This window comes from Bradyrhizobium sp. URHA0013 (assembly GCF_000518345.1).
GTDB lineage: Bacteria > Pseudomonadota > Alphaproteobacteria > Rhizobiales > Xanthobacteraceae > Bradyrhizobium.
On sequence record NZ_KI912427.1, the window covers coordinates 213,128 to 234,950 of the forward strand.

General features: G+C 64.3%; 25 protein-coding genes. 12 read left to right on the forward strand and 13 right to left on the reverse strand.

The window, feature by feature from the left end:
- Window positions 1-30 precede the first annotated feature (30 nt).
- Window positions 31-519: a DUF2059 domain-containing protein gene (locus N551_RS0130380; RefSeq protein ID WP_027570128.1), complete on the forward strand. Its 489-nt coding sequence runs from the start codon at window positions 31-33 to the stop codon at window positions 517-519.
- A gap of 49 nt (window positions 520-568) precedes the next feature.
- Here N551_RS0130380 and N551_RS0130385 read toward each other — a convergent pair whose 3' ends face one another.
- The gene (locus tag N551_RS0130385) at window positions 569-1,771 is read right to left on the reverse strand and encodes an ABC transporter substrate-binding protein (protein WP_027570129.1); all 1,203 of its coding nucleotides are present in this window, start codon (window positions 1,769-1,771) and stop codon (window positions 569-571) included.
- Between the two features lie 212 nt (window positions 1,772-1,983).
- On the opposite strand from N551_RS0130385, the gene N551_RS0130390 reads away from it, so the two are divergent.
- Window positions 1,984-3,597, forward strand: coding sequence for an acyl-CoA synthetase (locus N551_RS0130390; protein ID WP_027570130.1), 1,614 nt, complete (start codon window positions 1,984-1,986; stop codon window positions 3,595-3,597).
- 16 nt (window positions 3,598-3,613) lie between these two features.
- Complete coding sequence (locus N551_RS0130395) at window positions 3,614-4,621, forward strand: NAD(P)-dependent alcohol dehydrogenase (RefSeq protein WP_027570131.1); 1,008 nt, start codon at window positions 3,614-3,616, stop codon at window positions 4,619-4,621.
- A gap of 144 nt (window positions 4,622-4,765) precedes the next feature.
- Here N551_RS0130395 and N551_RS0130400 read toward each other — a convergent pair whose 3' ends face one another.
- Window positions 4,766-5,968 (reverse strand): MFS transporter, encoded by a 1,203-nt coding sequence (locus tag N551_RS0130400; protein ID WP_027570132.1) that lies wholly within the window; start codon window positions 5,966-5,968, stop codon window positions 4,766-4,768.
- 192 nt (window positions 5,969-6,160) lie between these two features.
- Here N551_RS0130400 and N551_RS0130405 point away from each other — a divergent pair, with 192 nt between their 5' ends.
- The 3 genes from N551_RS0130405 (at window position 6,161) to N551_RS0130415 (ending at window position 9,085) form a co-directional block, all read left to right on the forward strand.
- Window positions 6,161-6,961: an MBL fold metallo-hydrolase gene (locus N551_RS0130405; protein ID WP_027570133.1), complete on the forward strand. Its 801-nt coding sequence runs from the start codon at window positions 6,161-6,163 to the stop codon at window positions 6,959-6,961.
- 153 nt (window positions 6,962-7,114) lie between these two features.
- Window positions 7,115-8,131: an alpha/beta fold hydrolase gene (locus N551_RS0130410; protein WP_027570134.1), complete on the forward strand. Its 1,017-nt coding sequence runs from the start codon at window positions 7,115-7,117 to the stop codon at window positions 8,129-8,131.
- Window positions 8,132-8,146: 15 nt separating this feature from the next.
- Window positions 8,147-9,085, forward strand: coding sequence for a fatty acid desaturase (locus N551_RS0130415; RefSeq protein ID WP_027570135.1), 939 nt, complete (start codon window positions 8,147-8,149; stop codon window positions 9,083-9,085).
- Between the two features lie 77 nt (window positions 9,086-9,162).
- On the opposite strand, the gene N551_RS0130420 is transcribed toward N551_RS0130415, so the two are convergent.
- Window positions 9,163-9,396 (reverse strand): hypothetical protein, encoded by a 234-nt coding sequence (locus N551_RS0130420; protein ID WP_027570136.1) that lies wholly within the window; start codon window positions 9,394-9,396, stop codon window positions 9,163-9,165.
- A 99-nt stretch (window positions 9,397-9,495) separates the two neighbouring features.
- The gene (locus N551_RS0130425; RefSeq protein WP_027570137.1) at window positions 9,496-10,515 is read right to left on the reverse strand and encodes a YafY family protein; all 1,020 of its coding nucleotides are present in this window, start codon (window positions 10,513-10,515) and stop codon (window positions 9,496-9,498) included.
- An 83-nt stretch (window positions 10,516-10,598) separates the two neighbouring features.
- On the opposite strand from N551_RS0130425, the gene N551_RS0130430 reads away from it, so the two are divergent.
- The gene (locus N551_RS0130430; protein WP_027570138.1) at window positions 10,599-11,243 is read left to right on the forward strand and encodes a glutathione S-transferase family protein; all 645 of its coding nucleotides are present in this window, start codon (window positions 10,599-10,601) and stop codon (window positions 11,241-11,243) included.
- Between the two features lie 17 nt (window positions 11,244-11,260).
- Entirely contained in the window at window positions 11,261-11,695 is a 435-nt protein-coding gene (locus tag N551_RS0130435) for a DUF6157 family protein (RefSeq protein WP_027570139.1), read from the forward strand.
- On the opposite strand, the gene N551_RS0130440 is transcribed toward N551_RS0130435, so the two are convergent.
- The 4 genes from N551_RS0130440 to N551_RS0130455 all read right to left on the reverse strand — a co-directional run bounded on the left by N551_RS0130440 (window position 11,696) and on the right by N551_RS0130455 (window position 15,520).
- Entirely contained in the window at window positions 11,696-12,481 is a 786-nt protein-coding gene (locus tag N551_RS0130440; RefSeq protein WP_027570140.1) for an enoyl-CoA hydratase/isomerase family protein, read from the reverse strand.
- Window positions 12,482-12,511: 30 nt separating this feature from the next.
- Entirely contained in the window at window positions 12,512-13,621 is a 1,110-nt protein-coding gene (locus N551_RS0130445; protein WP_027570141.1) for a cyclic nucleotide-gated ion channel, read from the reverse strand.
- A 112-nt stretch (window positions 13,622-13,733) separates the two neighbouring features.
- The gene (locus tag N551_RS0130450) at window positions 13,734-13,952 is read right to left on the reverse strand and encodes a hypothetical protein (RefSeq protein WP_007605264.1); all 219 of its coding nucleotides are present in this window, start codon (window positions 13,950-13,952) and stop codon (window positions 13,734-13,736) included.
- A gap of 122 nt (window positions 13,953-14,074) precedes the next feature.
- The gene (locus tag N551_RS0130455; RefSeq protein WP_027570142.1) at window positions 14,075-15,520 is read right to left on the reverse strand and encodes a TAXI family TRAP transporter solute-binding subunit; all 1,446 of its coding nucleotides are present in this window, start codon (window positions 15,518-15,520) and stop codon (window positions 14,075-14,077) included.
- Between the two features lie 401 nt (window positions 15,521-15,921).
- Here N551_RS0130455 and N551_RS0130460 point away from each other — a divergent pair, with 401 nt between their 5' ends.
- On the forward strand, window positions 15,922-16,269 hold the full coding sequence (locus tag N551_RS0130460; protein WP_018458457.1) for a DUF3307 domain-containing protein: 348 nt from the start codon (window positions 15,922-15,924) through the stop codon (window positions 16,267-16,269).
- Window positions 16,270-16,545: 276 nt separating this feature from the next.
- Complete coding sequence (locus tag N551_RS0130465) at window positions 16,546-16,944, forward strand: hypothetical protein (protein ID WP_007599645.1); 399 nt, start codon at window positions 16,546-16,548, stop codon at window positions 16,942-16,944.
- Here N551_RS0130465 and N551_RS0130470 read toward each other — a convergent pair.
- Window positions 16,941-17,264: a YkgJ family cysteine cluster protein gene (locus N551_RS0130470; protein WP_027570144.1), complete on the reverse strand. Its 324-nt coding sequence runs from the start codon at window positions 17,262-17,264 to the stop codon at window positions 16,941-16,943. The two genes, N551_RS0130465 and N551_RS0130470, sit on opposite strands and share 4 nt — an antisense overlap.
- Window positions 17,265-17,277: 13 nt before the next feature.
- Window positions 17,278-17,976, reverse strand: coding sequence for a YafY family protein (locus N551_RS0130475; RefSeq protein WP_027570145.1), 699 nt, complete (start codon window positions 17,974-17,976; stop codon window positions 17,278-17,280).
- Between the two features lie 112 nt (window positions 17,977-18,088).
- On the opposite strand from N551_RS0130475, the gene N551_RS0130480 reads away from it, so the two are divergent.
- Both N551_RS0130480 and N551_RS0130485 read left to right on the forward strand, forming a co-directional pair.
- Window positions 18,089-18,394 carry a hypothetical protein gene (locus N551_RS0130480; RefSeq protein WP_027570146.1) on the forward strand — a complete coding sequence of 102 codons (306 nt, stop codon included), beginning with the start codon at window positions 18,089-18,091 and terminating at the stop codon, window positions 18,392-18,394.
- Between the two features lie 38 nt (window positions 18,395-18,432).
- Complete coding sequence (locus tag N551_RS0130485) at window positions 18,433-19,161, forward strand: glutathione S-transferase family protein (protein ID WP_027570147.1); 729 nt, start codon at window positions 18,433-18,435, stop codon at window positions 19,159-19,161.
- Between the two features lie 216 nt (window positions 19,162-19,377).
- Here N551_RS0130485 and N551_RS0130490 read toward each other — a convergent pair whose 3' ends face one another.
- The 3 genes from N551_RS0130490 to N551_RS0130500 all read right to left on the reverse strand — a co-directional run bounded on the left by N551_RS0130490 (window position 19,378) and on the right by N551_RS0130500 (window position 21,811).
- Window positions 19,378-20,529 carry an ABC transporter substrate-binding protein gene (locus N551_RS0130490; protein WP_027570148.1) on the reverse strand — a complete coding sequence of 384 codons (1,152 nt, stop codon included), beginning with the start codon at window positions 20,527-20,529 and terminating at the stop codon, window positions 19,378-19,380.
- A 78-nt stretch (window positions 20,530-20,607) separates the two neighbouring features.
- Entirely contained in the window at window positions 20,608-21,039 is a 432-nt protein-coding gene (locus tag N551_RS0130495) for a thioesterase family protein (RefSeq protein WP_027570149.1), read from the reverse strand.
- Window positions 21,040-21,049: 10 nt separating this feature from the next.
- Window positions 21,050-21,811, reverse strand: coding sequence for an SDR family NAD(P)-dependent oxidoreductase (locus tag N551_RS0130500; RefSeq protein WP_027570150.1), 762 nt, complete (start codon window positions 21,809-21,811; stop codon window positions 21,050-21,052).
- Window positions 21,812-21,823: the final 12 nt, after the last annotated feature.

Consider the following 21,823-nt stretch of genomic DNA (forward strand, 5'->3'; position numbering starts at 1 on the left):
TTTTGGCGGAGAGATCCAACGGAGAAGTTCATGTCCAGACTTGTGTTGATGATCGCCGGCGCCCTCCTGCTCCTGATTTGTGGTGCGTCGGCGCAAGCACCGTCGCCGGAGGCGATGAGCGCGGCGCGCAAGCTCGTGGTCACCTTGAAGATCGCGGACCAGTATCGCGCGCTGTTGCCGCAACTCCTGCTCAAGCTGAGGCCCGTGGTCGCGCAGGACAGGCCGGAGATCGAGCGCGACTATGACGCGGTGACGGCACCCGGTTCCGAGATCTACACCCCGGCCCTCAAGTCGATGGTCGATCAGGTCTCAGCCCTCTATGCCCAGAGCTTCAGCATCGACGAGCTGCGTCAGATCGAGGCTTTCTATGTCCAGCCGGCCGGGAAGAAGCTTCTGGAGAAGTCGGATGCGCTGGCGCAGGCAAGCGCGCAGATCGGCCAGGACGTCGGCCAGAAGACGGCCGACGAGTTGAAGCAGCGCCTGATCGAGGCGCTGCGCCAGAAGGGGCACAAGCTCTGAGCTTATACCGACAGGGCTCGCGACCCTATACCTTGTCCGTCCTGCTGGCTCACTTCACAAGAGGGCAGCCGCCGTCCTTCAGGGGCCGGAAGGCCTGGTCGGCAGCGACTTCGGCGAGCAGCTTGTAGTAGTCCCACGGGCCCTTGGACTCCTCGGGCTTCTTCACCTGGAACAGGTACATGCTGTGCACCATGCGGCCGTCTTCGCGTAAGCTGCCGTTGTCGGTGAAGGCATCCTTCACCGGCAACTCGCGCATCTTGGCCATGACGGTTTTGGTGTCCCTTGTGCCGGCGGCCTGCACCGCCTTCAGGTAGTGCAGCGTCGCGCTGTAGGTCGCCGCCTGGTTCATCGTCGGCATGCGCTTGACGCGCTCCATGAAACGCTTGCCGAAAGCGCGGGTCTTGTCGTCGAGGTCCCAGTAATAGGCCTCGGTGATGATCAGTCCCTGCGCGAGCTTCAGCCCTAAGCTGTGCACGTCGGAGATGAACATCACGATCGCAGCCAGGTTCTGGCCGCCGGCGACGATGCCGAACTCACCGGCCTGCTTGATTGCGTTGATGGTGTCGCCGCCGCCGTTCGCAAGCCCGATGATCTTGGCCTTGGAGGCCTGGGCCTGGAGCAGGAAGGAGGAGAAGTCCGCGGTGTTTAGCGGATGCTTGACGCTGCCGAGCACCTTGCCGCCCGCGGCCCTCACGACGTCGCCGGTGTCGCGTTCGATCGAATGGCCGAACACATAATCCGCGGTGAGGAAAAACCAGCTGTCGCCGCCGTTCTTGACGATGGCGCTGCCAACCGTGTGCGCGTTGGAATAAGTATCGTAGGTCCAGTGCGCGGTGTAGGGCGAGCAGGACTTTCCGGTAATGTCGGAGCTCGCCGCATCCGTCACGATCATGATCTTCTCGTACTGCTTCGACAGCTCCATCACCGCGAGCGCGGTGGCGGATGTCGGCAGGTCGATGATCATATCGACGCCTTCGGTCTCCCACCACTTTCGCGCGATGGTCGAGGCGACATCGGGCTTGTTCAGCACATCGGCGCTGACCATGTCGATAGGCTTGCCGAACATCTGCCCGCCGAAATCCTCGATCGCCATTTTGGTGGCCTCGACATTCCCCTGGCCTCCGATGTCGGAATAGACCGAGGAGAAGTCGGAGAGCACGCCGATCTTGAGCGGCGCCTGCTGGGCGAGAGACGGGCTGATCAGAAACGCAGTCAATCCGGCCGCTAGGGCGGCACGCATAATTCGGCACATGGCATTTCCCCAAACTCTATCGTTGGTGCACGAGGCTAGATTTGCCCCCCTGAAGCGTCAACTCTTGCGTAACGGCGCCGCGCACGCTGGATGATTTGACGCGGCCGGTTGCCCCGACTACGCTTTTGCAGAGAACAAGAAGCGGGTGAATGCGGTGGCCTGACCTGTGCTCAGGCGGCCCTCACGACGAGAAAAAATCCAGGGGAACGGAAATGACCGGCGATATCGCAGCCACCATCTCGAAGGCCCGCGAGCATTCCATCGGCGACCTTCTGCGCCGCGCAGCGGGCCGCGATCCGGGCAAGCTCGCGGTGAGCTGCGGCCACGTGAGCTGGACCTTTGCCGAGATGGACGCGATCTGCAATCGGCTCGGCCGCGGCCTGCTTGGCCTCGGCGTGAAAAAGGGTGACCGCCTCGCCGTGCTCTCGCGCAATTCGTACGCCTTTGCGGCGCTCCGGTTCGCATTGGCCCGGATCGGCGCGGTGCTGGTGCCGATCAACTTCATGCTCAATCCGGACGAGATCAATTTCATCCTGAAGAGCTCCGGCGCAAAGCTGCTCGCGGCCGGCCCTGATTTCGTCGAGTCCGCGCGCGCGGCCAGCGCCAGGGATTGCGCGGTCGAGAAGATGATCTGGCTGCCGGGTGAGGATCCTGCCACGGCGCCCGCGGGCCTCACCAGCTTCGACGATCTCCTCAGCCCAGACGGCTCGTACCTCGAGGCGTCGGTCGACAGCCGCGATCTCGCACAGATCGTCTACACCAGCGGCACGGAGTCGCTGCCCAAGGGCGCGATGCTGACCCATGAAGCGGTGATGTGGCAGTATGTCAGCTGCATCATCGACGGCGGCATGAGCGTGGACGACAAATTCCTGCACGCGCTTCCGCTCTATCATTGCGCGCAGCTCGACGTGTTCCTGGGGCCGCAAATCTATCTCGGCGCCTCCGGCGTGATCACGGGCAAGCCGACCGCCGACAACATTCTGTCATTGATCCAGACGCACAGGATCACGTCGTTCTTCGCGCCGCCGACGATCTGGATCGCGATGCTGCGCTCGCCCAATTTCGACAACACGGATCTGTCGACCTTGCAGAAGGGTTATTACGGCGCCTCGATCATGCCGGTGGAGGTGTTGCTCGAGCTTCAGCGCCGCCTGCCCAGCGTGAAATTCTGGAATTTCTACGGCCAGACCGAGATCGCGCCGCTCGCGACCGTGCTGGGTCCCGCGGACCAGCTGCCCAAGGCCGGCTCTGCCGGCAAGCCCGTGCTCAATGTCGAGACCCGCGTGGTCAATACTTCAATGGAGGATGTGAAGGTCGGCGAGGTCGGCGAGATCGTGCACCGCTCGCCGCATCTGCTCTCCGGCTATTACAACGATCCGGTCAAGACGGCGGCGGCGTTCTCCGGCGGCTGGTTTCACTCCGGCGATCTCGCCACCGTCGATGACGAGGGCCACATCACCGTGGTCGATCGAGTCAAGGACATGATCAAGACGGGCGGCGAAAACGTCGCCAGCCGCGAGGTCGAGGAGATGGTCTACCGCATCCCTGCCGTGTCGGAGGTTGCGGTGGTAGGCCTGCCCGATCCGCGCTGGATCGAGGCGGTGACTGCGATCGTCGTGGTCAAGAGCGGCGAGAAGCTCGACGAGGAGTCCGTCATCAGGCATTGCGCCGGCCAGATGGCGCATTTCAAGGTGCCCAAGCGCGTCATCTTCGTCGATGCCCTGCCCAAGAACCCGAGCGGCAAGCTGCTCAAGCGCGAGCTGCGCCAGCGCTTCGTCGGCAGCGAAACGCTCGACAAGGCGATCCAGAAGAATTTTGGGACCTGACGCGGAGCGCCCGACCATGAAAGTCTGGCAAATCGCGCGGGACTGGTCGATCGAGGGAATGGAGCTCGCCGATCTACCCGAGCCCAAGCCCGGTCCGGGGCAGGTCGCGGTGCGCATGCGGGCGGCATCGCTGAATTATCGCGATCTGCTCACGGTGCAGGGCAAGGGTGGCGTCACCAGATTGCCGCTGATCCCGTTCTCCGATGGCGCCGGCGAGGTGATCGCCGCCGGCGACGGCGTTTCCCGCGTAGCAGTCGGGGACCGCGTCTGCCCGATGTTCTTCCAATCGTGGATCGACGGAGCGGTTTCAGCCGCGAGCCGGCGCTACGCGCTCGGTGGCACGCGTCCGGGTGTGTTGCAGGAAGTCATGTTGCTGGACGCGGAGGGTGTCAGCCGCATTCCGTCGCATCTCTCTTTCCAGGAAGCGGCGACGCTGCCTTGCGCCGGGCTAACCGCCTGGCGCGCACTGTTCGAGGAAGCCAAGGTGAAGCCCGGCGACACCGTTCTGGTGCAGGGTACCGGCGGCGTGTCGATCTTCGCATTGCAATTTGCCAAACTTGCAGGCGGGAGCGTGATCGTAACGTCATCGAGTGACGAGAAGCTCGAACGCGCTCGTGCGCTCGGCGCCGATCACACGATCAACTATCGCTCGGTTCCTGAGTGGGGCAAGGCCGCGGCAGAGTGGACCGGCGGCGGCGTCGACCACGTCGTCGAGGTCGGCGGCAAGGATACGTTCTCGCAGTCACTCGAGGCGGCGCGGATCGGCGGTACCATTCTGGTGATTGGCGTGCTCTCCGGCTTCTCGCAGAAGATCGCGATTCCAAGCCTGTTCTCCAAGAATTTGCACGTCATCGGCCTCTCTGTCGGCAGCCGCCGTATGTTCGAGGGTATGACGGCAGCGATTAGCCGCAATGGCATGAAGCCGGTGATCGACCGCAGTTTTGCCTTCGATGCCGTGCCCGACGCGTTGCGGTTGATGCAGCAAGGCAGCCATTTCGGCAAGATCGTGGTGGAGTTTGGTTGAGCGGAATTCGGCGAGAGCTGCAGCGCGCAACTCGTCCTACATCGTCATTGCGAGCGCAGCGAAGCAATCCAGTATCTTTCCGCAGAGACAGCCTGGATTGCTTCGTCGCTTCCCTCCTCGCAATGACGGCTGAGAAGGCTCGCCTCAATACTTCTTTACAGCCGCGCCGAACGCGAACCACAGTGCCATGGACGCGAGGCCAAAACCGCCGAGCAGCAGGAAGGTCGGGCCGTAGCCGATCCATTGCGCGATCCAGCCGCCCAGCGCGGGGCTGAGGCTCGCGCCGATGCCCTGCACGGTGATGACGGCGCCCTGGCCGAGATTGATGCGGCCGGTGCCGTTGAGCGAGCGCGCGACCATGCCCGGGACGGCAACCGTCTGGAGCCCGGTGCCGATGCCGTCGAGCACCTGCATCGGCACGACGCCCCACCATCCCGTGACGAAGAAGGCGAGCACGCCGCGGATGGGCAGGAACATGAAGGAGACGAGGATGATAGGCCAGTAGTTGCGCTTGCTCGCCGCCTTCATGGCGATCAGCGAGGTGATGACCATGACGCCTTGTGCGATCACCACGGTGGTCGCGACGAAGCTCGGGCCGTTGGCCTGGCCTTCGGCGACCGCCGCCAGGCTATAGAGCGGCACGATGGCGGCGTTGCCGAGATGGAATAGCGCGAGCGCCAGTGCCAGCACGAGCAGCGCGCGGTGCTTGAGCAGCATCGTGAGCGCGTCCGGCGCGCTGTCGGGATCGTCCTCCTTGCTGCCGCGCGCGGCGCGATCGTCGATCGCCTTGGCCGGGATCATCATCACGCAAGCGATCGCGATGGCGCCGAAGATTGCCGCCAGCACGAACACGGAGACATAGCCGAACCTGTAACCGAGATAGCCCGACAGCGCGGCGCCGACCATGTTGCCGGCGTGGTTGAACGCCTGGTTACGGCCGTTGAGCGCGTTGAAGCCCTTCTGCTTGGCGATGCCGAGCGTGATGCCGGTTACCGCCGGCACGATCGCAGCGCTCGCCAGCGATTGTGCGACCTGCGAGAATGTCACCGCCCAGAAATTCTGCGAGATCAGGATGATCGCGGAGGCGAGCACCACGCACATGCCGGGAATCACAACCCACATGCGCTTGTTGCGGCTGGCGTCGATGAAGCCGCCGATCGGCGTCGTGATCAGCATGCCCGCGACATTGCCGATCGTCATCGCGGTGCCGATCAATCCGCTGGCCCAGCCGCGCTCCTGGAGGAAGACGCCGACGAACGGGCCAATGCCCGACTGCATGTCGGCCATGAAGAAGTTGAGAGCGAACAGGGGCCAGATACGAGACGAGGAGGGGGACCGCGATGTCATCGATACCAAAAACGTGGTCTCAGCCGGGATACGGCGGGTGGGACATGATCCTTTCAGCCAATCGATCTGGCACGGACGAGAGTTTAACGAGCGCTGATCGGGTTGGTTCCAGGTCTCGCCCGGTCGGTGGGGCTTGCGGTCACCGCCAGCAATTCCTTATTGACGTTGGATCGTCTCTGTCGGGAGTACGGCATGCCCCTCTGGACCTGCGAAACCTGCGGCGCGCAATTTCCGGGCGAAAATCCGCCAACGTCCTGTGAAATTTGCGAGGACGAACGGCAATACGTCGGGTGGAAGGGCCAGACTTTCCTCACGCGCGAGGCGCTCTCGGAACGTCACCGCATGGTCTGGCGCGACGATCTCGGCCTGACCGGCCTCGCGCTCGAGCCAAGCTTTGCCATCGGCCAGCGCGCGCTGCTGGTGCCGCTCGCGGACGGCTGGCTGATGTGGGACTGCGTCCCGCTGGCGACGCCGGAGGCGATCGCGCATGTGCGGTCACTCGGCGGCCTGAAGGCGATCGCGATCTCGCATCCGCATTACTATGGCGCGCTCGCCGATTGGAGCGAGGCGTTTGGCGGGGTGCCGGTCTATTTGCACGCCGATGATCGCCAATGGGTGACGCGTCCGCATGCGGCGATCGTGCACTGGACCGGCGACAGCCATCGCATCTCCGACGATGTGCTGCTGCTGCGCACCGGCGGTCATTTCGCCGGCGCCGCCATGCTGCATCACGCGAGCGGTGCGGACGGCAAGGGCGCGCTACTCACCGGCGATATCGCGCAGGTCACGATGGATCGCCGCTTCGTCAGCTTCATGTACTCCTATCCGAACTACATGCCACTCAATGCCGCCGCGGTGCGACGGATTGCGGCTGCCGTCGAGCCGCTGGCCTTCGATCGCATCTACGGCGCCTGGTGGGGCCGCAACATCGCCGCAAGCGCCAAGGCCGCATTCGCGGCCTCTGTCGCGCGCTATCTGGCCGCCATCGCCTGAGCTGGCGCGCGACCGGATTTATCTTGCTGGTCCATAATAAATGGACTATAAGTACAGTTATTAAGCGTGACGCGACGATGCGTCTGCGGGACGGCATGATCGATGCATCGCTGTTTCCGCGGCGCGCTTGCCGCGTGAGCGGGAGTTCGGTCGATGACGGCAGGGCGCGACTACGAGATTTTCGAGGCCGGCGACGTCGCGCTCCGGTCCGGGGCCGTCGTCCCTTCGCTCAAGCTCGCCTACAAGACCTACGGCACGCTCAGTCCGGACAAGGACAACGTGGTTCTCTATCCGACCTCGTTCAGCGCGCAGCACGCCGACACCGAGTGGCTGATTGGCCCCGACGGGGTGCTCGACCCCGCGCGGTACTTCATCGTGATCCCGAATCTGTTCGGTAACGGGCTGTCGTCCTCGCCGTCGAATACCGCCGCGCCGTTCCCGATCCTGACCTATCACGATGCCATCGCGGTCCAGCACCGGCTGCTCACCGAGCGGTTCGGCATCTCGAAGCTTGCCCTGGTCTATGGCTGGTCGATGGGCGGCATGCAGGCCTATCACTGGGCGGCGCTGCATCCCGATATGGTCGAGCGGGCGGCCGTTGTCTGCGGCAGTGCCCGCTGCGCGCCCTATAATTACGTCTTCCTGGAAAGCGTGAAGGCCGCGCTGACCGCCGATCCCGCCTTCCGCGACGGCCGCTTCGTCGAGAAGCCTGTCGCGGGCTATCGCGCCATGGGGCGCGTCTACGCAGGTTGGGCGATGTCGCACGGCTTCTATCGCGACGAGATCTGGCGCGATGCAGGCTTCACCTCGCTGGACGACTATCTCGTCCGCACCTGGGACGCGGCGTTTGCCCGGCGCGATGCCAACGATCTCCTGGCGCAGATCGGCATCTGGCAGAACGGCGATGTCAGCCGTTGCACGACCTTCGATGGCGATTTCGATCGCGCGCTCGGTGCGATCAACGCGCACATGTTGCTGATGCCCGGTGCGACCGACCGCTATTTCGACGTCCGCGACAACGAGGACGAACTCGGCCGGCTGGTCAATGCGCGCTCTGCGGTGCTGCATCCGATCCCGTCGCTGCACGGCCATCGCGCCGGCAACCCCGTCAACAATGCGCGCGATCGGGCCTTCATCAAGGCCGAGATCGCAGAGCTTCTCGGCAAGTAGGGCAGGCATCCGATCATGAGCGACGCAACCGTTTCAGAGTCCGGCCATCGGCTGAAGCCGCTGGCGCCGGCGATGCTGCGTGAACTGTCGGTGCGGTCCAACCTCAGGGGTGCCGTGCAGAGCCTCGGCCATTACGGCGTGATCCTGCTGATCGGCGGGCTGATCTGGATGGTCGCCTCACGCCATGGCGTGCTCTGGGCGCTGCCGCTGATGGCGGTGCAAGGCTATCTCGTCGCCTTCCTGTTCATGGCTGTGCACGAGACCGCACACAAGACCGCGTTCAAAAGCCGCGGTCTCAACCTCGTGGTCGGCTATCTCTCAGGCTTCATCATCGGATTGCCCTACGAATATTATTGCCTGTTTCACTGGGACCATCATCGCTACACCCAGGATCCTGACAAGGACCCCGAACTGATCGTCGGCGTGAAGCCCACATCGGACACGCAGCTCGCGATCGCCTATAGCGGCCTGCTTCAGGTCGCCGGACGCTTGCGGTTGATGCTCGACCATGCCGTCACCGGCAAGGTCGTCGTGCCCTGGATCCCCGAGAACAGACGCACCATCATCGTCACCGAGGCGCGCGCTTACGTCGCAGTTTATGCGCTGCTGCTCGTGCTCTCGCTGTGGTTCTCGTCGGCGCTGCTGCTCTGGGTCTGGATCGTGCCGCTGATCATTGGGCAGTTCTTCCTGCGGCCCTATCTCTACGCCGAGCACACCGGCTGCGAGCGCACCCGCAGCGCATTCCAGAACACCCGCACCACCTACACCGGCGCAATCGTCAAATGGGTTGCGTGGAATATGCCTTACCATGTCGAGCACCACGCTTATCCCACGATCCCGTTCCACGCGCTGCCGAAGCTGAACGGGATCGTCGACGGCGAGATCGTCCACCGCGGCCGCGGCTACATCAGAACGACGCGCGAGACCTGGGCCTGGTTTCGCCGACATCGATAGGCCGGCTAGTAGAAAAAAATTGACGTGCAAAAGCCCCGATCGCGGTGCGATCGGGGCTTTGTCGTGAATGCGGGATATCAGTAGATCCCGTACGCGCAGACGTTCACGACGCGGACGCGCAGGCCGTGGCGGGTCTGGACGACGCGCTCCTGATAGCAATTGTTGACGCCGCTGTTGACGTAGACCCCGCCAAAGCCCCAGCCGGGACCCCAGTGATGGTGGAAGCCGTGGGCCGACGCGGCGGTGGGGGCGAGAGCGGCAACGCCGAGCGAGCCGGCGGCGATCAGACCAAGTGCAAGCTTACGAAACATCTTCATTCTCCAGTGTGGCGCAGGGGCCGTTGTTGTGTCCCTGCATCTCGGTCGAGCCGAAACGCGGATGCGTTCATGCAGGCAGGGGAGAATCGTGTTTCAGGAGTGTTTCGTCGGTCGCGGTGCGTTGCGCCGCCGTCCTGCTTTCCGCGCCGCGCGATAGCGCACGGCCATCGCTTCTGTCAGCTCGGCCATCTTCTCGCGCAGATCGGCCGGCTCCAGTACTTCGGCCTCGGGCCCGAGCCGCAACAATTCGGCGGCGGCATGCCATGACGTCTTGCCGGTCGGCACTCTGGCAATGCGCCAGCCGTCTGCATCCGCGGTCTCTTCGAGCTGCGTGCGCGCCCTGACGTAAGGCTGGGTCAGCGCGTCGAGCAGTTTCACGCCGAAGGGCGACAGCCGAACGATCGCGACATTGGGATGCATCTCGGCCTCGAGACGCAGCGTTGCGTCCCGCCAATAGTTGGCGAGATCGAAACCGGCGGGCCGCTCACAGCGATCGTCGAGCGCCGTGCAGTCGAGCACGCGCGCGACGCGATAGGTCCGCACGCTGCCGTCGACCAGACCTGCCAGATACCAGCTGCCACCTTTCAGCACGAGACCGAGCGGCGCGACGCGACGCTGCTTCTCGGCGCGCCAGCTCTGGTAGCGGATCTTGATCAGTGTCCCGCGCAGGGTCGCGGCAGCGATGGTGCGCAGATGCTTGGGTTCTTCCGCCTCGCCGAACCAGCCCGGCGCGTCGAGGTGAAAACGGTCCTGCATCCGTCCGGCGTCTTCGCGCAAATTGGCGGGCAGCGCGGCCATCAGCTTGTTCTGTGCGGCGATCATCGCCGCATCCAGCCCGAACGCTGCCGCCGGGCCCGGCAATCCCGCCAGGAACAGCGCTTCCGCTTCGCTTTGCGACAGACCGTTCAGCCGCACGCGATAGCCATCGAGCAGGCGATAGCCGCCCTCCGCGCCGCGGTCGGCATAGACAGGGACGCCGGACGCCGCGAGCGCGTCGATGTCGCGGTAGATCGTGCGCACCGAGACTTCGCAGGCCTCCGCGAGCTCAGTCGCGGTGACCTGCCCCCTGGCCTGGAGGGTAGTGAGGATCGACAGCATCCGGCTCGCGCGCATGGTCCCTTAAACCATACCTGACACAGGATGTCAGGTATGGTCCGCTACAATGCCATTTGCCAGCCGGCCAGATGGAGACCGCCATGACCGATCCGAACCGCATCACGCTATATTATTCGCCGCAAAGCCGCGCCACCGGCACGCGGGTGCTGCTGGAGGAATTGGGGGCACCCTATGATCTTCATGTCCTCAACATGAAGGCCGGCGAGCAGCGCCAGCCGGCCTACCTCGCCATCAACCCGCTCGGCAAGGTGCCGGCGATCCACCACAGCGGGCAGCTTGTGACCGAGCAGGTCGCGATCACCATCTACCTCGCCGATTTGTTTCCGCAGGCCGAGCTCACACCCGCGCTGAACGATCCGCTGCGCGGCCCCTATCTGCGCTGGATCGCCTATTACGGCGCCTCGTTCGAGCCGGCCCTGATCGACAAGTTCATGCAGCGCGAGCCGGCACCGATCACGCAATCGCCTTATGCCGACTATGACACCATGCTCGGCGCGCTCGAGGCGCAGCTGTCGAAGGGACCGTATCTGCTCGGCGAGCGCATGACGGCCGCGGATGTGCTGTGGGGCGTCGCGTTCAGCTGGACCATGATGTTCGGCATTGTGCCGAAAAAGGACGTGTTCGTCCGCTATGCCGAACGCATGACCTCGCGGCCGGCGTTCCAGCGCATCAACGCGGCGGATGCCGAGATGGCGGCGCAGCATGCTGCGGCGCTTCAGGGCTGAGTGATCCAAGGTTGAAGATGACGAAGCCGATGCACACGACCAACTGCTTCAACACCTTCATCCAGGTTGCTGAAGATTGTCCTGCGCGCACAGGCGAAGAGCCGCCGCTGCGCGCGGGAAAGCCGACGGTGGCGTGCCTGCAATACGGGATGATCGCGAAGGCGCCTTACAAATACACGTCCGACGACGTGATCTTCGCGACGTCCGCGCCAGGACGCGAACTCGCCGTGAAGGCGACGGAAACGGAGAAGCGGGCGGCCCGTGAAGTGTTCTTCTCCCGAGGGCAGGCGTGCATGAGGGCGTCGAGCCTGGGCAAGCGCTTCGGCTGGGGCGTTCATGCCGATAGCAGGGGCCGGGTCGCGCTCTATCCCATCGAGAGCAAACGCTACCAGGCGCTTGCCCGCGATCCGAAGCTCACGCAGGTGCGGGCGATGCGGTCGAAGCGGGCGTGATCAGAAAATTGGCGGCCGCTTCTCCGCGAAGGCCTTGATGCCTTCCTTGATCTCGTCGCCGCGCATGCTGTCACGGTGGCGCTGGTCGGCGCCTTGCTCGTCGAGTTCGCCGCGGGCGAATTCGTTGATCGCGCGCTTCATGCCGCGCATCGCCTGCGGCGCGTTGCCGGCGAGGATGTTGGCGAGCCTATCGACCTCCTCGTCCAGAAACTCGACCGCCACCATATCGGTGAGATAGCCGATCCGCAGCATCTCCGGCGCGCTGATCTTTTGCGCGGTCAGGAACAGCTTTTTTGCATTGTCGACGCCGAGCCGTGTCACGTAACGCTTGATGCCGCTGCTGTAGTAATGCAGCCCGAGGCGTGCCGCGGGCATGAACATCTCGGCGGTATCCACGCCGATGCGGAAGTCGCAGGCGAGCGCGAGATCGGTCGCGCCGCCATAGACGCCGCCGTTGAGCCGGCAGATCGTGGGGACGCCGAGATCCTCCAGCCGGTTGACGACTACCTCAAAGGCGGAGCCCGCGCTCTGCTGCTCGTTCGCACTGACCGCGCGCTCGGCAACCGAGTTGAGATCATAGCCCGCGGAGAAGGCGCGCCCGGTGCCGGTCAACACCAGCACGCGGATAGCAGGATCGGCCTCGACCCGATCGAACAGTTTGACCAGCTCGCCGAGATCCTCGGCCTGGAGCCGGTTGAGGTGTTTGGGACGATTGAGGCGGATGGTGGCGCGTGCACCAACGAGGTCGAGCAGCGGGCCAGTGGCTGCGTCGGTGATGTCCGACATTCTTGTCTCCATTTATTTGCTTGTCGCCATTTATTTGTTTTCGAGCGTGCGCCGCTTCGCCTCGGCATCGATGGTCTCGGCGAGATCGGGATGCCGCGCCATCAGCACGCGGAAGTCGACGAGGTCGAGCACGAGCAGCCGCGACACCTTGGTGGTCGAGACATTGGCGCCGCGCAAATTGTTGCCGAGCAAGGCCATCTCGCCGAAGAACGCGCCATCGCCGAGCTGCACCTTCTTGCCGGGCAGGTCGACCTCGACCTCGCCCGCGGCGATGAAATACATGCAATCGCCCTGTGCACCCTTGCGGATGATCATGGTGCGCGCCGGCAGCTCCATGGTTCGCAGCATGTGGGTGACGTCGGCGATGGCCGCCGGTCCGAGCGCCGCGAAGAACGGCACTTTGCTGACGGATTCCCAGGTCTTGAGGAAATTGTCGCGCCGGGTCTCCGCGGCAAAGCCGGTCGCCAAAATACCGGTCCAGAGGCCGAACACACCGAGGCCGGAGATCATCACCAGCGCGGCCACCATGCGGCCCAGCGGCGTCACCGGCACGACGTCGCCATAACCCGTCGTCGTCAGGGTTGCGACGGCCCACCACAGCGCGGCGGGGACGCTGCCGAACGTCTGCGGCTGCACGTCCCGCTCCAGGAAATATTCGGCGACCGAGGCCAGGAAGACCACCATCAGGAAGATCACGAGCACGCTGAGCAGCGGCCCCGATTCGAGCACCAGCACGCGGCGGAGCTGCCGCAGGCCGGGAATGCCCGGTACCACCTTCAGCACCCAGAGCACGCTGAGCAGCCACGCCGTCCTGGGCTCGATTCCGAGAATCAGCGCGGCCGGCACGGCCAACGCACCGACCGCGTCGACCAGCCCGGCGGAGGAGGACATGTAGAGTGCGAGGCGCCCCTGTCGCGCCATATGGCGCAGCCGGACCACCCATTCGAACACGAAGTAGACGAGGCAGGTCCAAAGCAGGGCATCGACCCAGCGATGTGCCGCCTCATAGGCCGGGTTGACCGTCAGCAGCACCATGCCGAGCACGCCGACGCCGACGGCCACATAGGCCGCCCTGGTCATGTTGCGGCCGGCCGTGGCGGCCGCGAACTGGGCCAGAGCGGAGATCAGCGGCTTGGACATGCGGGAAGGCGGCTCGGTTTTGTCTTTGCGGTCCCCGGCTGGAACCTCGGTGCCAAAGTGCCTGCCCGGGTCGAGGCCGTCAACGACGGGCGCGGCCGCGGGCCACGTGCCGCTACTTGAAATGCGGCGGTTCGTCGTAGCCGCGACGGCTGCTGAAGAACAGCAGCACCATCAAGCCGATGCCGACAAGAACGGAAAACCCGGCCCCCAGCGCCAGCGCCACATAGCCTTCCGTTGGAATCGGCTCGCCCTCGACCGCCATCGCGGAGTAAGCGAAATAGCCAACCGCGGCCAACATTCCCAGCAGGAAGATGATGAGGAGTGCACGCATGGCGCGGTCTCCGGTTGATCCGAGAACAAACGGTTGTGGACAGGGACGGTTCCCGGACGAGGGTCCCCCGGTCCTTCGCGGACGTGCCGGCAAGCGTCACCGCAGATCTTCAAATCGATAGGTCAGGCACTCTGAGCTGTCTTCACCACCACGACATTGCTCTCGTCGTGGTGGGGAGGGGCCGCATCCTGAGCGGCCTTCTCGCCCTCGCCCGCATGGCGCTTGAGGTAGTCGCGGCGCATGCCGATCTCGTCGCGGACGAATTCGTAGCCGAGCTTGAAGGTATCGAGCCCGTCGGTACTGATCGTGCCGTCTCGCAAGCCGATGACCGCGCCGCGCAAGATGCCTTCCAGCTCGTCCTGGAGACATTCGAGCTGGTCGAGCGAATGCGCGTGTTCGATCCGCTCGCCGATGTCGAGGATGGCGGTGGAAAGCTCGCTGGCCTTCTCCGGCGCGATCCGGGTGATCTTGGCGTAGATCGCGGCGAAGATCGAGCCGATGACGCTGAGCGCGGCAGCGGCCAGATACATCAGGTCGCTGTACTTATCCATGAACGACTTGGTGTCGTCGTTGATGTAGTCGGCCGCCCCTTGATGCGCCATCACGAAGGCGTCCTTCTCGACGGAGGCGGGTTCGATTCTGCTGGCAAAGCCACTGTCGAGCCCGAGCGCGGACTTGTTCTCGTAGACGCTGCGCGCGAGCTCCCCGGCCGCCGTCGGCGACATCCGGGATTGGGCGACCAGCAACCATTCGAGCCCGATCGTGTCGAGATCGTCGTCGGGAATTTCCGGTGATGCAGACAGCGTGCCCGCCGTCAGCGTCTCGCTGGAAATGCCGGGGATCCTGCGCGCCAGCGCTTTCGCCTCGTCAATCGCATTCAGCGTGAAGCCGCCGCGCCTGGCGACCTGCTCATACGCCTTGTCCCGCACCGCCCTCGAGGCGTGGACGATGGCGACGACCGCGCCAAAGCCGCTTGCCGGCGCGAACAGCTTGTCGAGCGTTGCGCCCGGTGGCGCCATCTGGATCCTCGCCGCGTCCGCGCCGTCGGGAATGTCGAGGATGCCGCGGACGAAGGCGAGCGATGATTCGTTGTCGGCGAGGACGGCGACCTTCTTCTTCTTCAGCTCGGCGAGCGACTTGATCTTCTTGTTTCCCGGCCCGAGCAGCAGCACGAGATCGTGCTCGAGGATCGCGAGCGTGCGCGCCCGCAGCGGCACCTTGGCGTCGGTGCGCAGCACCGCGAGGTCAGCCTGCTTGCGATCGAACTGGGCGATCGCCTTGGCGTTGTCGGCGTTGTTGACGATCTTGATCCGGAAGCGCGAGGCGTTGTTCTTCAGGACGGCGGCGAGCTTGGCTGCGAACAGCGCCTCGTCGCTGTTAGGGGCGCCGACGGCAAAGGTCAGCGTTTCCGAACTGTGCACCAGCATGCGGCCGCCCCAGACGGTGGCAAGCGACAACAGCAGGGTCAGCACGACGTAGAGGAAGACCTGCTGCTGATTGGTCTTGATCACCTTGGGTCGCCGGGGCGGTGGCTCGATCGGCGATGAGGTCGGGCCCTCAGTACTCATGGCAGCACTCTGGCCTTATGCTTCCGGTGGCGGGCGGCATCGCGGATGCGATCGCTGCGGTCGCCCTGTAATTCGTAAACGTCTGAAAAAAGAACGATATTCTCTGCCGGCAATGATAGCGCGCAGGCCGCGGAATGCAAATTCCGAGCCGAAGGTAACCTTACTCAACCCGGCCGCGGCGATTGGTCATCCTATCACCAGTTAGCCACAGTTGGCGATTTTCGGTTCCCCCCGGCTGCATTCCGCCGCGGGAGGTGTCATAAATCGCAGGTCCCGGCGATTTGACCGGTCCAGGAAGAGATTGCGCTGAACGCTCCAACTCTTCTTGTCACGTCAACGAGGGCGCCTTGTCGTTTCCACCCCTGTCATCGGCGGTTGCGGTCGAAGCCCTCATTGGTTGGATGTTGCTGCTGACGTTCAAGCACATCATCGCCGATTTCGTCCTCCAGACCGCCTGGATGGCGCATGGCAAGGACCAGAAGCACGGCTGGGCCCTGCCGCTCCTGGTGCACTGCCTGGTTCACCTTGCGGTTGCGCTGCCGCTCATCCTGATCGTGGCGCCGAAATTCTGGTTTGTGGCGCTGATCGACTTCGTGATCCACATCACGATCGACCGCGCCAAGGGGCTCGTCTCGGCCAATTTCGGTGTCGATCTTGCGCATCCCTGGTTCTGGACCTTGATCGGTGTCGACCAGGCCCTGCACCATCTGACCGGCTTCGGCCTCTCCATCTTCATGGCGGCGAACTGAGCGCTGGCGGCCGTCTGGAGTGGCTGGCGGGCCTGCATGGTTCGAGACGGCGCTTCGCGCCTCCTCGCCACGAGGGCTGAGAATCTTTCAGCAGAAGCAGACCTCATCCTGAGGGCCCGCCGAAGGCGGGTGTCTCGAAGGATGGCCACAGAGAAAACCCTTTCCAGCCCATTGATTCGCGGCCCACGCGCAAGGACCCCGGGTGACTACCGGGCAGCGTGGTTAACCTTTCATTAGAGAATTGCACTGCATCTTCCCAGACGAGGGAGAACTGCAATGTTTTCAAGCCGCGATACCTTTGAAGGCGATTCGTGCCCGGTCCGCGACGAACTCCTTGGCGAGATGTACCGCGCCAGCGAGAGTGGCCTGCCGAGGCTGGTTGAAAGTGTTTCCCCTGACGCGCGCGCCAGGCTGGCGCTGTTCTGCTATCGCCGAAGCCATCTGCATTCGCTGGCGGTCGCGATCGCAGGCAGCTGCAACGAGCGCGACCTGATCGAGAACGGCGGCCGTGTCGGTTCGACGCTCTACGCGCTTGCGCGCGAAGGCGCGGCGAAATCCTCGCCGTCGCTGTCCGGTGGGCGCAAGCCGATCACGCTGTCGACCAAGCCGCTCTCGGTGCTCGCGCCGCTGGACGACGAGATCGACGACGAGATTAGCGAAGCCGTCCCGGCCTAAACGCTCGCGATCATTGGCAGCCCGAATTTCCGTCGCGCCATCGCGCATTCGGCGTCGCCCGGCATGCACGTGCGGCACACGTCCGGCCGCACTGCGTAGATGCCGCACGCGGTCGCTTGTCCGATCTCTCCCTGCAACGCCGAACAGCGACCGCCTTCGCAGCGCATGCCGGATTGACGGTCGTTGACGAGCGCTTCGGGAATCGCGGCGAGCTCCTCGTCGCTCTCGATCGAGAAGCGCGGCCAGTTCGCCGAATAGCCGCAGCAGGCGCCGCAACTCTGGCAGCAGCTCGACAGGTCGATGTGGGCGTTCTCGTCCATCGTCACGTGTCCTTCACGTATCCTTGGGCGGGCCCCAGACCAGGCTCTGCCGCCATTTTGCGCGCAGCACGTCGCGCCTTTCAGGATATCTCTCATCGGGATAGGTCGCGTCGACCACGCGGTCGGTGCGGAAGCTGCGGAAGTCTCCGCGCAGCTCGCACCAGGCCGCGAGCAGGCGCACGGCTTCGAGATAGCCGATCGAAATCGGCCAGATCATGCGCTCGCTGGCGCGGCCCTGCTCGTCGCGATAGCGCAGCATGATCTTCTTGCCTTCGTGGATCTGGGTGCGTGTGCGCGCCATGTCCAGGCGGTCGGGCTCCCTGTTCCAGCTCGGCCGGGCCCGGCTTGCCGGCTCCAGCACGAAGGGACGCAGGCGCTCCGGGACAGTGTCGGCGATCTTGGCCATCAGATCTTCAGCCGCGCGCGCCAGCGCGGGATCGGCATGGCCGGCGACCCATTGCGCGCCCAGCACCGCCGCCTCGATCTCGTCGGGTGTCAGCATCAAAGGCGGCAGGTCAAAACCCTTTTCCAGGATGTAGCCCATGCCGGCTTCACCGCGGATGGGCACGCGCTGGCCGATCAGCGTGGCGATGTCGCGATAGATCGTGCGCTTCGAGGTCTCGAGCTCGGCCGCGATGGCGTCCGCCGTCAGCGGCTTACGCGTGCGCCTCAGCACCTGGATGATTTGAAACAGCCGGTCGGCGCGTCTCATGACTGGTCTCTTGTCGGTGGTTTTTCAGATGGTGGCGCGCGGCTGCTGACAGGATGTTGGCAGCAGGGGAGTTCTACACCGGGTCAACACGTCGACTGAAGAGGATTTGTCCATGATCATTCCAACTCATTTCGGCCCGGCCGCTGCGCTGTGGCGGACCCAGCCTCTACAGGTCCAGCCTTTGCAAGTCCTGCGTTTGCAACTCCGGGCTTGGTACGTATGGGCGTTCGGCCGCCTCGTATCCCTTGATCTCATGGTCGTCGACCTCCGCCTTGCGCTCGCGACCATGGTGGCTCGCTTCCTGGTCCAGGCCGCGGACGCGCTGGTCCGTCATGTCATGGGCCGCGCCTGGCGAGGGGCCCGTTTCGCAGAAGATATCACGGCTGCTGCCACCATGGTGGCAGCAGCCCGCGGTTAAGTTCCCTCAACTCTTTCGGTGGTTTCAGGAGAGCCTTCATGATCACGCTTTACGGCTTTGGCACCGGCTTCGGCCTGCCGGAAATCAGCCCCTTCGTCACCAAGACGGAGGTGCAGCTCAAGATGGCGGGATTGCCTTACCGCAAGGAGCGGGCGATGCCGCCCGCCTCTCCCAAGGGGCAGCTGCCTTTCATCGACGATGGCGGCGAGGCGGTGGCCGATTCCACCTTCATCCGCGCCCATATCGAGCGCCGCTACGGCTTCGATTTCGACGCCGGGCTGTCTCTTGCCGAACGCGCACAGGCTTGGGCGTTCGAGCGCATGATCGAGCATCACGTTTATTTTGCGCTGGTCGGGGCGCGCTGGGTCGACCCCGTCAACTTCGCCAAGGGGCCTGCGCATTTCTTCGACGGCGCGCCGGAGCACAACCGCGAGAAGTTGCGCGAGGACGCGCAATTCCGTGTCGCCGAGAACTATTTGCTCTCCGGGCTCGGACGGCACGCGCCCGATGACGACGTCGATCTCGCCGTGCGCTCGCTGTTTGCGCTCTCGGTGCAGCTCGGTGACAAGTCCTATCTGATGGGCAACAAACCCTGCGGCGTCGATGCCACCGCCTTCGGTGCACTCGCCGGGATCCTGACGCCGTTCTTCGAATCCGCCCTGCGCCGTCGCGCCGAAGGATTTTCGAACCTCACCGCTTATGTCGACCGGATGATGGACACTTACTATCCGGAGTTCGCCTGGACCCCGCTGCGGCAGGCAGCTTGACGACAGCGCGTCCGCAGAGCGTGGCGGGTGAGGGCTATCTCCTCTGGGGGCTTTGCCGGTAGACGTCAGACAATCCCAATGCGGAGGCACCCTCACCCCAACCCTCTCCCGCAAGCGGGAGAGGGGGCGACACCGGAGGTGCGGCTCGCTCATACAGCCAAAACAAAAAGAGCCGGCCCATCGGGCCGGCTCTGTCGTCTCTAGTTTTCGCCGCGTCTACTTCACCAGCGAGTACTTGCCGTTCTTCACCGTGAGCAGGATGCGCGAGCGCTCGTCGAGGCCGTAGCGGTCCTTCTCGGTGAAATTGTAGACACCCTGGCTCGCCGCAAGCTCCTTCTCCGACAGCAGCGCCTGGCGGATCGCTTCGCGGAATTCCGGCGTGCCGGGCTTCGCCGTCTTGAGTGCCGCCGGGATGATGCGCTTGAGAATCTCGAACGCATCGTAAGAGTGACCGGCGAACTGGCTGCGGCTGTTCGGGCCGTACTTGGCTTCATAGGCCGAGTTGAGCGCGAGGCCCGGCTTCTTGGTGGCAGCTTCGTCCGGCTGGTCCTCGGGATCCATGACGGGACCAGAGGCCATCAGCACGCCTTCCGCCGCTTTGCCGGCGATGCGGATGAAGTCCATGCTGGCGGCGCCATGGGTCTGGTAGATCAGGCCCTGATAGCCACGCTCGCGCAGCTCCGTCTGCGGTAGCGCGGCCGCGGTGCCGGAAGCGCCGACCAGAATGGCATCGGGATTCGCTGCCACGAGCTTCAGCACCTGTCCGGTCACCGACGTGTCGGGGCGAGCGAAGCGCTCCTCGTCGGCGATGGTTATGCCCATCGGCACGGCCTGCGCCTTCAAATCGTTGAACCAGAGGTCGCCATAGGAGTCGGAATAGCCGATATAGCCGACGGTCTTCACGCCCTTGGCCTTCATGTGGTCGTACAGCACCTTGCCCACGATCGGGATCGGCTGCGGCATCGCCACCGACCACTTCATGCGCTCCGGCGTGATCGGGAACGGCGCCAGGCCGAAATGTGGAATGCCGGCTTCGTTGGCGACGTTCGACACCGCGATTGTCGGCGGCGTCAGCGCCGAGCCCATGATGATATCAGCCTTGGATTCGGTCACGAAGCGGCGGGCGTTGGTGGTTGCGGTGGTGGGATCGCCACCGTCGTCGAGTACGATCACCTTCAGCGGCACGCCGCCGATCTCCTTTGGCACGAACTCAAGCGCATTGCGCTCGGGAATGCCCAGCGCTGCGCCCGGGCCGGTCGTGGTGGTGGTGATGCCGATGGTGACCTCGGCGGTCTGAGCCAGCGCGGGCACGGCCGGCAGTGCAAGCGCGGCCGCGGTGACGGCGGCGGTCAGGTAAAAGCGTTTCATCTATTCCTCCCTTTATGTGTTTCTTTGAAAGCAGAAATCGGGGGGTAATTCAGCCCCCTCTTTTGGTGATGTGGCGATTTAGCTCCGGGCCTCGCTCCCGGTGAATTTGGCTACCATTTCCGCAGGAAACGGTGCCGATTTCAGTTTGTCGGGGTTAACGGGGTCGCGCCCGACCAGGACACGGGTCTCGAAACCCTCGATCGCCAGCGCCTCGCCCTTGAAGACGCTGTGCTTCACCTCGAAACTCGAGCGCTTGATGCTCTCGATCTTCGTTTCGATGGTGATCCAGTCGCCGTAAGTCGAGGGGATGTAGAACTTGGCGCGTGTCTCGACCATGGGAATGCCGACCAAGCCGTATTTCTTGACCAGGTCCTGCTTGGAGAAGCCGGCGACTTCGAACAGGGTCGACGTCGAATCGTCGAACATCGCGAAATAGCGCGGGTAATAGACGATGTTGGCGGGGTCGCAGTCACCCCACTGGATCTGGACGTCGCGCCGGTTCACGAACATAAGCCGCGTCCTATTTCGGCGCCATGCGCAGCGAGCCGTCGAGGCGCACCACTTCGCCGTTCAGGTACGAATTCTCGACCATGTGCAGGGCGAGCGCCGCGAACTCGTCGGCGTGGCCGAGCCGGCGCGGGAACGGGATCGCGGCGGCGAGTGAGTCCTGGGCTTCCTGCGGCAGGTTGGCGAGCAGCGGCGTGAGGAACAGGCCGGGCGCAATCGTCAGCACGCGGACGCCGAACTGCGCCAGCTCGCGCGCGATCGGTAGCGTCATGCCGACGATGCCGCCCTTCGAGGCCGAATAGGCCGATTGCCCGATCTGGCCGTCATAAGCGGCAACGGACGCCGTGTTGATGATGACGCCGCGCTCGCCGGTGGCCTGCGGCTCGAGCTTGGACATCTCGTTTGCGGCGAGACGCAGCATGTTGAAGGTGCCGATCAGGTTGACCTTGATCACCTTGTCGAAATCGGCGAGCGCCATCGGGCCGTCGCGGCCGACGACGCGCTTGGCAACGCCGATGCCAGCGCAATTGACCAGCACGCGCGCGGGTCCATGGGCTTTGGTCGCCTGGGCGATCGCAGCTTCCGCGGACGCGGCATCGGAGACGTCGCAAGCCACAGCCACGCCCTTGATCTCGGCGGCGACAGTCTCGGCGAGCTTGGCATTGAGATCAAACACCGCGACCTTGGCGCCCTGGCCAGCCAGCTTTCGCGCGGTCGCCGCACCAAGTCCCGACGCGCCGCCGGTGACGATGACAGCCTGATCCTTCAACAACATGGCGTTCTCCCT